The organism is Exiguobacterium sp. SL-10 (assembly GCF_004337025.1).
Taxonomy (GTDB): Bacteria; Bacillota; Bacilli; order Exiguobacteriales; family Exiguobacteriaceae; genus Exiguobacterium.
The window spans coordinates 13,480-26,531 of the sequence record NZ_SJUP01000010.1 but is presented as its reverse complement, the minus strand read 5'-3'; the positions used below and the strand labels follow the sequence as shown (position 1 = coordinate 26,531).

The following is a 13,052-nucleotide window of genomic DNA, read 5'->3' as shown; positions in this document are numbered from 1 at the left end:
GGAACTAGACAATGCAATCAACATACTTGACTACCTACCGTTCGTTAGGTAAAGTAATGGGAGAGAAAGGGGACGATCATGGATGAACACGAAACAGCGAATCGAACTGGCGGCGCGGCGCCGGTTTGCGCTTGAAGGATATGAAGGCTTGTCGCTCGCCTCGCTTGCTGAGGATGTCGGCATCAAAAAGGCGTCGCTATACGCCCACATTGAAGGGAAAGAACAACTGTTCAAACAAGTCGTCGAAGACATGGCGAAGCGTTATGAACACGTCTGGCAGGAGGCTCGGGACGCGACCACAGACGCGACACCGCTCGAACGGATCGAGGCAATCATTGAGGCACTGATTCGCTTCTTTGAAGAAGAGGAGACGTGGATGCTGACGAAGCGGATGCTGCTCGTCCCGCCACCGGAACTGCGTTCGTTCATCGAGGCGACGCTCGGTTCGGTCGAAACAGATCTGCAGGCGTTCGAGAAAGAACAGTTTCGCTTGGCAATGGAACAGGGCGCCTTACCGGAACAATCGCTGGAGGATGTGTATGACGCGTATTATTGTTTTTTAGACGGGGCGCTCCTTTCGCTCTTCACACTTGAGACGAATCGCGTCAAGCGGCAACGGGCCGCATTCACGATCTTTAAAAAAGGAGTCGGATGGACATGAAACAAGATCAAAGAGCCTGGATTTGGCTCGTGCTCGCCGGTCTGCTCGAAATCGTCTGGGCCACGACGATGAAATTGTCGAACGGATTCACAGTGCTCGGACCGACCGTGATTACCATTGTGTTGTTGATTGTGAGCTTTGGACTGCTGGCGCTGGCGTTTCGTGTCTTGCCGGCAGGGACCGGCTATGCGGTATTCACCGGAATCGGGGCCGTCGGAACCGTCATCGTCGGTGCGGTCTTGTTCAATGAGGCGCTCACCGGGATGAAGCTCGTCTTTATCATCACGCTTCTAATCGGAGTGATTGGACTGAAACAAGTGACAGGAGGTGAGGCGGCATGAGTTGGGTATTTTTGATTGGCGCGGGTCTTGCCGAGATGATGGCCGTCTTTTGGATGGGGAAGTCGAAAGGCTATCAGATTGTTAAATGGTCGATCTTGTCGGTCGGAACGTTTGCCTTAAGCTTTTATTTATTATCGCGTTCGCTCGAGACGCTCCCACTCGGATTGGCTTATTCGATTTGGGTCGGGATTGGCGCGGCCGGTGGCGTTGTGCTCGGTATGTTGTACTTGAACGAATCCCGAGATCGGTGGCGTATTTTCTTCCTATTGCTTATTATCGGCAGCGTCATCGGGTTGAAGGTTGTCGCGTGATCAGGATTAGCTTTGAATAAAAACGGGAATTGAATAGTTCAGACTGTGAATGAAAGGGGCGGGGACGATGAGTCAGATCAAGCTGCAATCCGAGCGTCTACGACTCGAACCTTACACGATTGCTGATTTTTATTTCGTGAAATCGCTACTCCAAGATCCGCGCGTGATGCGTTTCATTAGCCCGGACGGAAAGCCATATACGGATGAACAGACGATCGAATGGTTCGAGCGCCAGTTGGCCCGCTATCAGACGGGTCGTCAAACCGGATTGCTCAAATTGATGTCGCATGAAAATGACGAACCGATTGGCCATGCCGGCACGTTGCTCCATGAACTCGACGGCACGATTGAACTTGAAGTCGGATATTGGTTGGCGCCGAAGCATTGGCATATGGGCTACGGACGCGAGGCGGCGGCACGTCTCATGCGTTACGCGTTCGAAGAAGGGGAGAAGGAGATTATCTCCTTGATCCATCCGGATAACGTCCCATCACAGCGGGTCGCGAAAGCGAACGGACTGCATTGGGACCGCGACACCGAGTACCAAGGCATGCTCGTCTCCGTCTATGCCGGGGATTTAGAGCGGTTGTGCCGCCATATGAAACGGGAAGAAATGACGCGTTGAAAAAAAGTAAAAAAAAGTTTTAAAAAACAGTTGCCAAGGCATTAGTTTCTTGATATATTAATAGTGTCCTTAAGAGAGGACACGACCTGATTCTGTAGCTCAGCTGGGAGAGCGCTACCTTGACAGGGTAGAGGTCGCTGGTTCGAGCCCAGTCAGAATCACTTGGGTGCCAAACCCGATGCGAAACCCATAGGAACGTGGGTTTCCGCGACGCCACTTCTTGCGAGAAGTGGCTTTTTTTGTTTTTCTTTCAATTGACAGCTCATATAAACAGTTGGTATATTCCTCTCAATACATACAGAAACGGGGAATCATCGAATGGTCTTAACCGGAACCATCGTCAATGCGGCGTTAATCGTGATTGGCACATTACTTGGACTCTTGTTTCACCGCATCCCCGAACGAATGAAAGAGACGGTCACTGCAGCCATCGGTCTCGCGGTCGTCTTGCTTGGGATTCAAATGGGGATGAAGAGTGAGAACTTTTTAATCGTGATCGGCAGTCTCGTCATCGGGGCGGCGCTCGGTGAATGGTGGAAACTTGATGAGAAGTTGAACGAGGTCGGCTATCAGTTGGAACGCCGACTCGGTGGCAAGAGCAAGTCGAGTATCGCCGAAGGGTTCATCACGGCGACGCTCATTTTCGTTATCGGAGCGATGGCTGTCATCGGTGCACTCGACAGCGGGTTGCGCGGGGACCATGATGTCCTCTATACGAAAGGGTTGATTGACGGCTTCACGGCACTCGTCCTTAGCTCGACGCTCGGAATCGGGGTCATGTTTTCAGCTGTGCCGGTGCTCCTCTATCAAGGAGCAATCGCCCTTCTCGCCATCCAAATCATGAAGTTCATCCCAGAGTCACTCATGGATGACTTTATTTTAGAGATGACGGCGACCGGGGGGGTCATGATTGTCGCAATCGGTTTAAATTTAGTCGGAATCACCCGGATTCGCGTCGCGAACTTATTGCCGGGGATTTTGATGGTCGCGGTGATCGTCACGGTGTTACATATCGTCTAATGAAAAAAATCCGAGAGACGCATCGCGTTTCTCGGATTTTTTTCAGTTCTTCGGTTGTTCGACTTCTTCTTTCGCACTTTCGCGAAGCGCTGAAGCCATGACGTCCGCTAAATCGCGCGAGCGGAGAACGCCGACACCACGATCAGTCGGACCGTCCGGCGCGGCCACGTCTGCGATCAAGTCGTTCGTCGGGCGTGTCTCGTGAAGGAGCAGCTCGGCCGACCCTTTCATCGCTTGGGCGACGATTTGGCGAGCCGTCGTTTCGTCAAAGCCAGCTTCTGTCAAGACGGGCGTCATCGACCCGACGATCTCATAAAAGAACGCAGGACTGCATCCAGCGGCAGCCATGAACGCCGACATCGTCTTCGCATCTGTCACGGCCGTCCGACCGACGCGTTCAAACAGCGCGGTCACGGTCTCACGGACCGCATCATCCGTTTCGGGACCAAACCAGAGCCCAGTCATCCCGCTTTGATAAGCGACCGGTGTGTTCGGCATCGCGCAGACGGCAGGGAGTCCTGACATCTCTTCAATCTCGCTCGGTTCGATATGAGCTGCGACTGATACGAGAAGCGGTGTGTTCCACGTTTTCGATTGCACATAAGGAATGACCCCGTCCGGTTGCATCGCGAGGACGACGATGTCATACGCGTTGACATCCTCTTCGTCGACGATTTGCACACCGAGCTCGGCCTGGAGCTCTGTCAAACGGGTCCGGTCACTTCGGTTCGTCATCGTGATTTGTTCAGGTGACAGGCCTGAGGCAAGCCATCCGCGTACGAGTGACTCACTCATCGATCCTGCACCCACCATTAAAATATTCATTCTCGTCACCTCTTCATGATAGATTCGGTCATGTATATGTTGCTTATCATAACAAATGAGACGTCAAATAGCGCCTCTTGTGCTCAAATTGTAAAACAAAGGAAAAACGTGACCCCGGTTTGTCACTGAATTGTCGCAACCGTCACGGATGACAAGTCGAACCGGTCGAGCTATCATGACAGTAATCAATCAGGAGGCGATAAAAGTGAAACGAGTGCTAGTCCGGGGGATTCAAGGGTATCAACGCTTCATTTCTCCGTTGAAACCACCGACTTGTCGGTTTTATCCGAGTTGTTCACATTATGGGATTGAAGCGATCGAGAAACACGGTGCTGTCAAAGGTGGGTATTTGACGACACGTCGGCTCCTGCGGTGTCAACCGTTCCATTCAGGTGGACTTGACTACGTGCCGGACGAGTTCGATTGGAAAGCACCATTACAACGTGAAAAACCCCCATCTCAGCGAGACGTCTAATTGGCGGCTCGCTGTTTTAGATACAGCCACCATTTCTCCGTCTTGTTTTATTACAATACTTTTGACAATCTTCTAAGTATTCTGAAAAAATAGAGATGCACGATTACATAAGGGGAAAGGGGAATACAACATGGGTCAATCGTTCAGTGAACTGATTGGTACGATTTCAAACTTTGTGTGGGGACCACCGTTATTGATTTTGCTTGTGGGGACAGGCATTTACTTGACGGTACGTCTCGGGGGGATTCAAATCACTAAGTTGCCTTATGCATTGAAACTCGCATTCTCTAAAAATCAAGACAAGTCATCGGAAGGAGATATCAGTCACTTCCAAGCGCTCATGACGGCGCTTGCGGCCACGGTCGGTACGGGGAATATCGTCGGGGTCGCGACGGCCGTCGTACTCGGTGGTCCAGGCGCGATCGTCTGGATGTGGGTGTCCGGATTCTTTGGGATGGCGACGAAGTACGCGGAAGCCGTGCTCGCGGTCAAATATCGAGTCACCGATGAACGGGGGCAGATGGCCGGGGGGCCGATGTATTACTTGGAGCGTGGCCTGAAACAACGGTGGCTCGCCGTCGCCTTCGCCGGGTTCGCTTCACTCGCGGCGTTCGGGATCGGGAATGGGGTTCAGACGAATTCAGTGGCGATGGCACTCCAAACGACGTTTGATGTGCCACTTTACGTATCCGGCATCTTGATCATGATCTTCACAGGGGCCGTCATCTTAGGCGGGGTCAAATCGATTGGACGCGTCGTCAGTTATTTCGTACCGGTGATGATCGTCTTTTATCTCGGCAGCGGGCTGTTGATTATGATCATGAACTATACACTTATTCCAGATGCGGTCGCACTCATCTTCAGTAGCACGTTAAGTCCTGAGGCGATTGGAGGAGGAGCTATCGGGGCCGCCATTCGTTACGGGGTCGCACGTGGCGTCTTCTCGAACGAGGCAGGTCTCGGATCGGCACCGATCGCGGCTGCGGCCGCTAAGACGGATATGCCGGGACGTCAGGCGCTTGTCTCGATGACGCAAGTGTTCCTCGATACGCTCATCGTCTGTTCGGTCACAGGGATCACGCTCGTCATGGGGGGACAAATCGGATCCGGGCTTGAAGGGGTCGCGTTGACGACGGCGACGTTCGAGCAGTTCTTAGGACCGGCCGGCGGTTATATCGTGACGATTGGACTCGTGATGTTTGCCTATTCGACGGTGCTCGGATGGTCATATTATGGCGAACGTTCGATTCACTACTTATTCGGTCAGAAATCGATTCTTCCGTATCGGATCGTCTTCGTCCTAGTCGCCGGTCTCGGCGCGATGACGACGAATTTGAACTTGGTCTGGGCGCTCTCAGATGTGTTCAACGGCTTGATGGCGATCCCGAACTTGATTGGGCTATTGTTCTTGTCGGGTGTCGTCATTGCGGAGACGAAACGATTCAATCAGCAGCTCGAGCTCGAGAATCGAAACCGAAAAGCATCTTAACAGCAGACGCCACCATCCTCAAGGGGACGGTGGCGTCTTTCGCTTGCGGATTTCTTCAAGTCGTGCTTGCTGAAGATGATCAAACACTTTCGTGATGAAGCCGACCATGATGCCGACACCGGTAATGACGTAACCAATCGTGAACACTTTTCCTAAGTCGGTCGTCGGAACGAAATCTCCATAGCCGATTGTCGTGAGCGTGACGACGCTGAAATATAAGGCGTCGAGCCAACGCATATCCTCGAACCGCGAATAAAATAGCGTCCCCGAGACGATGGTCAGGAGGGCGAGGCTGAACAACACTTGAAACTCAGCGTCCTTCAAACCGCGCCAAATCCCGCGAAACATGCGCCGAAACGTCAAAATGAATGAGAGCATTCGTCCGCCTCCTTTCTATAATAGGTTTGTTCGCGATGAACAGGGGAACATCCTCTATAGAAAAGTTGGAAAGGATGATCCATGATGACGCGACCAATCCCGAAAGAAGAGGGTCTTGACCATAGTCTGGCGTTCCTGCGGGAGGGCTATTTGTACGTCCCGAACCGTAGGAGGAGCTTTCAGTCGAACGTATTCGAAACCCGCTTGCTCGGTGAGCGAGTCCTCTGTCTCGGTGGTGCCGAGGCGGCGGCCTTATTTTATGACGCCGATAAATTCGTTCGACAAGATGCGGCACCGAAGCGGTTGCTGAAGACATTGTTCGGAGAAGATGGCGTGCAGACGTTGGACGGTGCGGCGCATACGCATCGAAAAAAGATGTTCATGTCGCTCATGTTCCCTGGAAATATCGAGCGGCTGACGAAACTCGTCAGTCGTGAATGGGAACGGTCGCTCGATGCGGCCGAAGGCGAGACGGTGCTCTACGATACGGCGCAAGAAGTTCTTATGCGCGCCGTCTGTGAATGGGCCGGGGTCCCACTCGGTGAGCATGAAGTGACTCGACGGACGGACGAGATGCGGTTGCTGTTCGAATCGGGGACCGCCCTCGGACCGAAGCATATCCGGGGACGAGCGGCCCGGTCATCGGCCGAGTCATGGGTCCGAGAGATGGTCGAGGACGTACGGACGAACCGGTTGCTACCGAACGAACAGACGGCCTTGTACGAATTTTCATGGCATCGGGATGAGGCGGGCGAGCTACTTCCGGCCGATGTCGTGGCCGTCGAGGTGCTCAATATATTACGACCGACCGTGGCCGTGTCGATTTACGTCTTGTTCACCGTGCTGGCCCTGCATCAGTTTCCGGAGGCTCGTGCCCGGTTAGCCTATGGCGAGACGGATTCGACATGGTTCGTCCAAGAAGTTCGACGCTTCTATCCGTTCTTCCCGGTGACGGCTGCACGCGTCAAGCAGGACTTCGAATGGGATGGTTTTGAGTTCGAACAAGGGACGCTCGTCTTGCTCGACTTGTATGGAACGAACCACGACCCCTCGCTGTGGACGGAGCCCGAACAGTTCAATCCAGACCGATTCAAAGATTGGACCGAGAGTCCGTTCACGTTCATCCCGCAAGGTGGAGGGGATGTGGATTTTGGTCATCGTTGCGCCGGGGAGCATGTGACCATCGCCATCATGCGTGAAACAATTGACGTGTTCCTGGAACGTTACGACTATCAAGTGCCGCCTCAAGATCTCAGCTACAGTTTTGTGGACTTACCGAGTTTGCCGAAAAGTAGGCTCGTTTTAAAACAAATTGAGCGCATATGAGTCGCCGAGAGGCGACTCATTTTGTGTGTAGTGCTAACCGTTTCGTGATCGGTTGAATCGTGATGTTCGTATCGACCATGCGATTGTCCCGCTTCGGTCCGTCCGCTCGTTCGATTTGCCATGACGTGTCATGTAACTCTTTCAAACCGAATGCGATGTCATAGAAAGAATGACTCGGATTGCCGTTCAATTGATACAGTCCCGGTCCTCGTTTCGTCAAAATCTCAAACAACGCGTCTGCCGTGTCTTGTAAAAACGAGCAGGATGGATACCAGTGCGCGCTAGCGACGATTACACCTTTTTGTTTCATCTCGCTCTCGAAATAATCCATCATATTGTTCGAACCCGCGCCGTCCCCGATTTGCCAACCGAGACGGACGATTTGGGCACCTGGGTTGGTCCGGGCAATCGTTTCTTCACACGCCCGTTTATAGGCGCCATATTCATCCGTTGCATCGGGCGGTGTGTCCGGAGTAATTGGTCCGGTCACGTCGTCGGAGAAAACGGAGACGGTGCTCGTGAAGAGGAACGGGATGTTGTACTCCCCGCACAGACGTGCGAGTGTATCGGCCCATTCGACGGCGCCCATGCCGATGTGAAGAAAATAAGTTGGTCGGACCGATTCGATAAAGGCTCGCATTTCGGCCTCGTCTGAGGTGGACACTTTCGTTCGATCCCAGGCGACCGGCTCGATGCCGTGTTGTTGGAGTGTCTCGGCGACGACAGGAGCGACCGTCCCGTTCATGCCTGTCAAAATTGCTTTCATTATTCATTCCTCCCTTCTGTTTGTATCATCCCACACTTTCCGGTCACACAAACCCCTTGACTCGCGCTTTATGCTAGACTGATGGATGGAGGCGATCAAGATGAATATTCGAAAAGCGACACCGGATGACAGCACACAAATCGCGCCGCTCGTTTACGCGGCGATTCACGAAATTGCGTACTCGTTGACCGGTACGTCAAATCAAAAACAAGTGCTCGAGCGACTCTCGATGTGGGTTGGTCAACCGGGAAACCGCTTGAGTTACGAAAACGTTTGGGTGGCAGAGACCGAGGCGACGGTGGCGGGGATTTTGATTGCGTATCACGGCGAACGGGCCGCGCAGTTGGATGAACCGATTAAAACGTGGCTCAACGCACAAGGGCAGCCGGACGACCTTGATGTCGAAACGTCAGGCGATGTGCTCTACATCGATTCGGTCGCCGTCGACGCGTCGTTCGGTGGACGTGGGATTGGAACGAAACTGATTCAACAAGCAATCCATCACGCGCGTGAGACAGGTATCCCGCAAGTTACGCTCAACGTCGACCAGACGAACCCGGCAGCCGGGCGGCTATATGAGCGTCTCGGCTTCAAGAAAGAGAAAGAGATTGACATCTCCGGGGGGCGGTTCGATTATATGGTGCTCACGCTTTGACTGAACGATCAATCCCTTCTCAGTCTTAAAACCGATGCAAAATGATTGTGACTCGGCTATACTAAATGCTTGAAATGAATCAGTAGCGAAAAAGGAGATCATGTATGGAATGGAAAAATATCCTGCGCGGCATCGCGATGGGGACGAGTGACTTGATTCCTGGCGTCAGCGGCGGGACGATTGCAGTTATTTTAGGGATTTATGACCGGTTGATTGAAGCAATCAGCGGGATTTTCAGTCGACATTGGAAACAGCACATCTTGTTTTTGATTCCGCTCGGGATCGGGATGGCGGGTGCGATTTTAGGTCTCAGCCGCGTCATTGAGTTTTTGCTGCTTGAATATTATGAGCCGACCCAGTTCTTTTTCATCGGGTTGATTCTCGGGATTATCCCGTTGCTCTTGTTTGAATTTCGATCGCGTGCGGTCATGCGTCCGGTACATATCGTCGCCATGGTGATCGGAGCGATTCTTGTGGCGAGCATGGCCATCATCAAACCGGCGGATACGGCGATCATTACGGAACTTTCGACGGGGACGGCGATTCTGTTGTTCTTCTCGGGATGGCTCGGTAGTATGGCTATGTTGTTGCCAGGGATTAGTGGTTCGTTCGTCTTGCTCCTGATCGGTGTCTATCCGACCGTTATCAGTGCGTTATCGAACTTGAATATCCTCATTATCGGCATCGTCGGTCTTGGGGTGGCGGTCGGGTTCATCGTCAGCAGTAAAGTGATTCGCTATTTGCTCGGTCATTTTCCAGGCATGACGTTTTCTGTCATTTTAGGCCTCGTCATCGGTTCGCTCGCGGTCGTCTTCCCGGGTCTCCCGGACACGACGGTCATGTGGGTGCTCAGTATTCTCTCATTCGTGGCGGGTTTTATGATTGTCCGTCTGCTCGGACGTTTCTCTGTATAAAAAACATGCACGACCGTCATCGATTGACGGCGTGCATGTTTTTTTCGTTCGTTCCGGAGCGGTAATCAATAGATGAACGGGATCAATCGTTTGCGCGATTTGGCCCATGTTCGATACGCGCTCCCAAAATGAGAGGTCAGCATCTTCTCTTCAATGTGAATTCGCCATAACAGCGCTAAACCGATTGAACATGTGCCGAACAAGGCGATGCCCCAATGTGTGAAGTAAAGCGAGAACCCAAGCGTGATAAACAAAAGGCCTGTGTAGAGCGGATGCCGTAAATAACGATACGGACCCGAACTGACGATTTCATCGGCGGGTCGGACGACGACGTGGCGGGTGAATTGATGGCGCAACTGCCCGATGCCCCAATAGCGAAGTGACACTCCGGCTGCGAAGCAACCGAGTCCGAGCAGACGCTGTGGAAGCGTTTGACGTACATCCGTCCAGACGGATAATCCGATGGAAACGGCGAACACGGTGACCATGATGAACGAAACAATGTAAAAACTAGCGTGCTCGCTGGCACCGTCGGTCGGCTCGGACCGATTTCGGTAACGCCATATTTCATAAATCCATGCGACCGAGATGAGAATGAATAACCCGTCTAACCAATCCATAACGTGCCCCCTTTCCCATATCTTCCACTCAATACCCGTGTCTTCCTCCCTGAAAACGCGCAATGAATGAAAAAACGTCTCGCGATGTGCGGGACGTCAAATAGCGCTTGATCACTCAATAAGCGTTGGCAAGTAGTGCCGCGGCAACCTGTTTGTCTTGAGACGCTTCGCGGATGTCTTCTTTGATCAAGTGATACGTGAGACACATCGGCTTTTCGGTCCGTGGATCGCGGCCGATAATCGCATCGATGTGGAATACTTGTCTGAGGACGAGCGGACAGATAACTTCCTCAGCCGTTCCCGTCGCAAGCACTTCGCCGTCTTTCATCGCAACGATGTGATCGGCAAAACGAGCGGCCTGGTTCAAGTCGTGGAGCACCATGACAATGGTTCGTCCTTGCTCTCGATTGAGCGTCTCGAGCAGCTCGAGCACTTCGAGCTGATGGGCCAAATCGAGATACGTCGTCGGCTCGTCCAAGAAGATTAAATCGGTCTCTTGGGCAAGTGCCATCGCGATCCATACACGTTGACGTTGTCCGCCTGAAAGAGCATCGACGCTACGGTCTTTATAAGCGAGCGTCCCGGTTACGTCAAGCGCCCAATCGATGACTTCGTGGTCATGTTTCGAGAGGCGGCCAAATCCGGATTGATAGGGGAAGCGACCGTAGGAAACGAGTTCGCCTACCGTCAAGCCACCGGCACCTTCAGGCGTTTGAGGCAAGATAGCCATCTTACGGGCGATTTCTTTCGTATTACATTTCGCGATGTCAGCTCCGTCTAAATGCACAGAGCCGTTGGATGGGGAAAGAATCCGTGTCATCGCTTTTAAAAGCGTCGATTTTCCACAACCGTTCGGTCCGATGATTGTCGTGATTTTATGGTCAGGAATCGACAAGCTCAATTGTTTCACAATCGTCTTGTCCCCATATCCGACCTCGATATCCGTCGTATGTATCCGTGACATAATGGATTCCCCTTTCCGTAGATGACACCCATGATAATGATTCTCAATATCGTGTTTACTATAGCAAGCCCGCTCCGTCGTGTCAATGTTTGTTTGATATCAAAATAGATTGTCGAGAAGCGTGTTTCACGGTATAGTGAATGAGAATGATAATCAGTGGCGATGGAGTTTGAAGGAAGGGTGAGGAAGATGAGCGAACAAGACCTATATGATGTAACGATTATTGGAGGCGGACCGGCCGGGCTATATGCGACGTTTTACAGTGGACTCCGTGGAATGAAGACGAAGTTAATCGAGTTTCAACCACATCTCGGCGGCAAGATCCATGTCTATCCAGAGAAGATGATTTGGGATGTTGGCGGTGTCACCCCGACGACTGGGGCCCGACTCATTGAACAGTTGGTAGAACAAGGCTTGACGTTTGATCCGACCGTCGTGCTCGGAGAGAAAGTCGAAGCGATGACGAAGAATAGCCAAGGCCATTTCGTACTCGATACGACACACGGACAGCACATTTCTAAGACCGTCATCGTCGCGACAGGGAGTGGCATCTTACAGCCGCAAAAAATCGACATCAGCGGTGCGGAGCGCTTTGAGGTCTCGAACTTACACTATACGGTCAAATCGCTCATGGCGTTCAAAGGGAAAACGGTATTGATCTCAGGGGGCGGGAACAGTGCCATCGATTGGGCCAATGAGCTCGAACCGATTGCCGAGCGCGTCATTTTGACGTATCGGAAAGAAGCGTTAAAAGGTCATGAGTCGCAAGTCGATAAGTTGCTTTGTGGCCGTGTCGACTGTCGGTTGCATACGCAAATCGAAGACCTCATCTCCCGGGATGGGATGACGATTCACGCGGTGGCGCTCGTCGATTGCGGGACAGGCGCGCGCGAACTCGTGGAAGTGGACGAGGTGGTCATCAACCACGGGTATGAGCAAGACTCTGCGCTTCTCGGTGATTGCGAACTTCAGATCGAGATGGTAGACGGTTTTTACGTAAAAGGCAACGCGAGTAGCGAGTCGTCAGTGCCGGGTCTTTACGCAGCTGGTGACATTTTGACGCATGAAGGAAAAGTACACCTCATCGCGGGGGCTTTCCAAGATGCGGCCAACGCTGTCAACCGGGCGAAGACGTTCATCGATCCGGATGCTACGAAAGCGGCGATGGTGTCCTCGCACAACGAACGATTGAAGACCAAGAACCGTGATATCATCGAGCAGGCATTACAAAAGCAGTGAGGGCGTTCAAATCCCTCACTGCTTGTTTGTTGTCGGATAGTCACATAGTTCGACGATGACGCCACCCGAATGACGGGGGTCCATATAGATGAGACGTCGGCCTTTTGCCGTCGTCCGCAACGTGTCCTCTAAAAAGGAGATGCCGTCCTGTTTGAGCGACTCGATTGATTGCGTTAAGTCGTCAACACGATAGGCGATATGGTGGACGCCTTTGCCTCGTGCTTTCATGAAACGAGCGATCGGACTCGTTGGGCTCGTCGGCAACAACAGTTCAATCACATCGTCACCGACGTGGATGACGGCAATCTCCGTCTCGACGCCGACCGCCGTGTTCGTGTAGCGATCGACGAGTTTCCCATGTAGGACAGTCGTGTAAAAAGAAATCGCTTCGTCTAAATCACGGACGGCGATTCCGGTATGGTCAATGTGCATCATAATCCCTC

General features: G+C 52.5%; 17 protein-coding genes and 1 tRNA gene. 12 read left to right on the top strand and 6 right to left on the bottom strand.

All coding sequences use genetic code 11. From position 1 onward, the window contains the following. The first annotated feature begins 82 nt into the window (after positions 1 to 82). The 6 genes from EVJ33_RS11385 to EVJ33_RS11360 all read left to right on the top strand — a co-directional run bounded on the left by EVJ33_RS11385 (position 83) and on the right by EVJ33_RS11360 (position 2,958). Positions 83 to 661 carry a TetR/AcrR family transcriptional regulator gene (locus EVJ33_RS11385; RefSeq protein WP_131437223.1) on the top strand — a complete coding sequence of 193 codons (579 nt, stop codon included), beginning with the start codon at positions 83 to 85 and terminating at the stop codon, positions 659 to 661. Continuing rightward, positions 652 to 1,002 carry a DMT family transporter gene (locus EVJ33_RS11380; RefSeq protein ID WP_131437221.1) on the top strand — a complete coding sequence of 117 codons (351 nt, stop codon included), beginning with the start codon at positions 652 to 654 and terminating at the stop codon, positions 1,000 to 1,002. Before EVJ33_RS11385 ends, EVJ33_RS11380 begins: the two co-directional genes overlap by 10 nt. After that, positions 999 to 1,313, top strand: a complete 315-nt coding sequence (locus EVJ33_RS11375) for a DMT family transporter (protein WP_021065258.1) — start codon at positions 999 to 1,001, stop codon at positions 1,311 to 1,313. The genes EVJ33_RS11380 and EVJ33_RS11375 overlap by 4 nt, the downstream gene beginning before the upstream one ends. Before the next feature lie 67 nt (positions 1,314 to 1,380). Beyond that, a complete protein-coding gene (locus EVJ33_RS11370) occupies positions 1,381 to 1,938 on the top strand; it encodes a GNAT family N-acetyltransferase (RefSeq protein ID WP_131437219.1) in 558 nt (185 codons plus the stop codon). An 88-nt stretch (positions 1,939 to 2,026) separates the two neighbouring features. Beyond that, positions 2,027 to 2,099, top strand: a tRNA-Val gene (locus tag EVJ33_RS11365). A gap of 157 nt (positions 2,100 to 2,256) precedes the next feature. Further along, positions 2,257 to 2,958, top strand: a complete 702-nt coding sequence (locus EVJ33_RS11360) for a DUF554 domain-containing protein (RefSeq protein WP_131437217.1) — start codon at positions 2,257 to 2,259, stop codon at positions 2,956 to 2,958. A gap of 42 nt (positions 2,959 to 3,000) precedes the next feature. Here the strand turns inward: EVJ33_RS11360 and EVJ33_RS11355 are convergent, their stop codons facing one another. Then, entirely contained in the window at positions 3,001 to 3,783 is a 783-nt protein-coding gene (locus tag EVJ33_RS11355; RefSeq protein WP_131437215.1) for a pyrroline-5-carboxylate reductase family protein, read from the bottom strand. A gap of 175 nt (positions 3,784 to 3,958) precedes the next feature. On the opposite strand from EVJ33_RS11355, the gene yidD reads away from it, so the two are divergent. After that, complete coding sequence (yidD, locus tag EVJ33_RS11350) at positions 3,959 to 4,258, top strand: membrane protein insertion efficiency factor YidD (protein WP_131437213.1); 300 nt, start codon at positions 3,959 to 3,961, stop codon at positions 4,256 to 4,258. Between the two features lie 130 nt (positions 4,259 to 4,388). Further along, positions 4,389 to 5,747 (top strand): alanine/glycine:cation symporter family protein, encoded by a 1,359-nt coding sequence (locus EVJ33_RS11345; RefSeq protein WP_131437211.1) that lies wholly within the window; start codon positions 4,389 to 4,391, stop codon positions 5,745 to 5,747. 18 nt (positions 5,748 to 5,765) lie between these two features. On the opposite strand, the gene EVJ33_RS11340 is transcribed toward EVJ33_RS11345, so the two are convergent. After that, positions 5,766 to 6,125, bottom strand: coding sequence for a potassium channel family protein (locus EVJ33_RS11340; RefSeq protein WP_131437209.1), 360 nt, complete (start codon positions 6,123 to 6,125; stop codon positions 5,766 to 5,768). Between the two features lie 84 nt (positions 6,126 to 6,209). On the opposite strand from EVJ33_RS11340, the gene cypC reads away from it, so the two are divergent. After that, complete coding sequence (gene cypC / locus EVJ33_RS11335; RefSeq protein ID WP_131437207.1) at positions 6,210 to 7,451, top strand: CYP152 family fatty-acid peroxygenase CypC; 1,242 nt, start codon at positions 6,210 to 6,212, stop codon at positions 7,449 to 7,451. 16 nt (positions 7,452 to 7,467) lie between these two features. Here the strand turns inward: cypC and EVJ33_RS11330 are convergent, their stop codons facing one another. Further along, positions 7,468 to 8,217: a sugar nucleotide-binding protein gene (locus EVJ33_RS11330; RefSeq protein WP_131437205.1), complete on the bottom strand. Its 750-nt coding sequence runs from the start codon at positions 8,215 to 8,217 to the stop codon at positions 7,468 to 7,470. Positions 8,218 to 8,317: 100 nt separating this feature from the next. On the opposite strand from EVJ33_RS11330, the gene EVJ33_RS11325 reads away from it, so the two are divergent. Together EVJ33_RS11325 and EVJ33_RS11320 are read left to right on the top strand one after the other, a co-directional pair. After that, complete coding sequence (locus EVJ33_RS11325) at positions 8,318 to 8,872, top strand: GNAT family N-acetyltransferase (protein WP_131437203.1); 555 nt, start codon at positions 8,318 to 8,320, stop codon at positions 8,870 to 8,872. A gap of 104 nt (positions 8,873 to 8,976) precedes the next feature. Further along, positions 8,977 to 9,786: a DUF368 domain-containing protein gene (locus EVJ33_RS11320; protein ID WP_131437201.1), complete on the top strand. Its 810-nt coding sequence runs from the start codon at positions 8,977 to 8,979 to the stop codon at positions 9,784 to 9,786. Between the two features lie 65 nt (positions 9,787 to 9,851). On the opposite strand, the gene EVJ33_RS11315 is transcribed toward EVJ33_RS11320, so the two are convergent. Together EVJ33_RS11315 and EVJ33_RS11310 are read right to left on the bottom strand one after the other, a co-directional pair. Beyond that, positions 9,852 to 10,406, bottom strand: coding sequence for a methyltransferase family protein (locus EVJ33_RS11315; RefSeq protein ID WP_131437200.1), 555 nt, complete (start codon positions 10,404 to 10,406; stop codon positions 9,852 to 9,854). A 115-nt stretch (positions 10,407 to 10,521) separates the two neighbouring features. Then, positions 10,522 to 11,370, bottom strand: coding sequence for an ABC transporter ATP-binding protein (locus EVJ33_RS11310; protein ID WP_131437198.1), 849 nt, complete (start codon positions 11,368 to 11,370; stop codon positions 10,522 to 10,524). Between the two features lie 189 nt (positions 11,371 to 11,559). On the opposite strand from EVJ33_RS11310, the gene EVJ33_RS11305 reads away from it, so the two are divergent. Continuing rightward, on the top strand, positions 11,560 to 12,609 hold the full coding sequence (locus tag EVJ33_RS11305; protein ID WP_131437196.1) for an NAD(P)/FAD-dependent oxidoreductase: 1,050 nt from the start codon (positions 11,560 to 11,562) through the stop codon (positions 12,607 to 12,609). 15 nt (positions 12,610 to 12,624) lie between these two features. Here the strand turns inward: EVJ33_RS11305 and EVJ33_RS11300 are convergent, their stop codons facing one another. Continuing rightward, a complete protein-coding gene (locus EVJ33_RS11300; RefSeq protein WP_131437194.1) occupies positions 12,625 to 13,041 on the bottom strand; it encodes a VOC family protein in 417 nt (138 codons plus the stop codon). Positions 13,042 to 13,052: the final 11 nt, after the last annotated feature.

What these genes read in the sequence shown, in the direction of transcription:
- EVJ33_RS11385 (WP_131437223.1), top strand. Translation starts at nt 83, where the DNA reads ATGAACACGAAACAGCGAATCGAACTGGCGGCGCGGCGCCGGTTTGCG.
- EVJ33_RS11380 (WP_131437221.1), top strand. Translation starts at nt 652, where the DNA reads ATGGACATGAAACAAGATCAAAGAGCCTGGATTTGGCTCGTGCTCGCC.
- EVJ33_RS11375 (WP_021065258.1), top strand. Translation starts at nt 999, where the DNA reads ATGAGTTGGGTATTTTTGATTGGCGCGGGTCTTGCCGAGATGATGGCC.
- EVJ33_RS11370 (WP_131437219.1), top strand. Translation starts at nt 1,381, where the DNA reads ATGAGTCAGATCAAGCTGCAATCCGAGCGTCTACGACTCGAACCTTAC.
- EVJ33_RS11360 (WP_131437217.1), top strand. Translation starts at nt 2,257, where the DNA reads ATGGTCTTAACCGGAACCATCGTCAATGCGGCGTTAATCGTGATTGGC.
- EVJ33_RS11355 (WP_131437215.1), bottom strand. Translation starts at nt 3,783, where the DNA reads ATGAATATTTTAATGGTGGGTGCAGGATCGATGAGTGAGTCACTCGTA.
- yidD (WP_131437213.1), top strand. Translation starts at nt 3,959, where the DNA reads ATGACAGTAATCAATCAGGAGGCGATAAAAGTGAAACGAGTGCTAGTC.
- EVJ33_RS11345 (WP_131437211.1), top strand. Translation starts at nt 4,389, where the DNA reads ATGGGTCAATCGTTCAGTGAACTGATTGGTACGATTTCAAACTTTGTG.
- EVJ33_RS11340 (WP_131437209.1), bottom strand. Translation starts at nt 6,125, where the DNA reads ATGCTCTCATTCATTTTGACGTTTCGGCGCATGTTTCGCGGGATTTGG.
- cypC (WP_131437207.1), top strand. Translation starts at nt 6,210, where the DNA reads ATGACGCGACCAATCCCGAAAGAAGAGGGTCTTGACCATAGTCTGGCG.
- EVJ33_RS11330 (WP_131437205.1), bottom strand. Translation starts at nt 8,217, where the DNA reads ATGAAAGCAATTTTGACAGGCATGAACGGGACGGTCGCTCCTGTCGTC.
- EVJ33_RS11325 (WP_131437203.1), top strand. Translation starts at nt 8,318, where the DNA reads ATGAATATTCGAAAAGCGACACCGGATGACAGCACACAAATCGCGCCG.
- EVJ33_RS11320 (WP_131437201.1), top strand. Translation starts at nt 8,977, where the DNA reads ATGGAATGGAAAAATATCCTGCGCGGCATCGCGATGGGGACGAGTGAC.
- EVJ33_RS11315 (WP_131437200.1), bottom strand. Translation starts at nt 10,406, where the DNA reads ATGGATTGGTTAGACGGGTTATTCATTCTCATCTCGGTCGCATGGATT.
- EVJ33_RS11310 (WP_131437198.1), bottom strand. Translation starts at nt 11,370, where the DNA reads ATGTCACGGATACATACGACGGATATCGAGGTCGGATATGGGGACAAG.
- EVJ33_RS11305 (WP_131437196.1), top strand. Translation starts at nt 11,560, where the DNA reads ATGAGCGAACAAGACCTATATGATGTAACGATTATTGGAGGCGGACCG.
- EVJ33_RS11300 (WP_131437194.1), bottom strand. Translation starts at nt 13,041, where the DNA reads ATGCACATTGACCATACCGGAATCGCCGTCCGTGATTTAGACGAAGCG.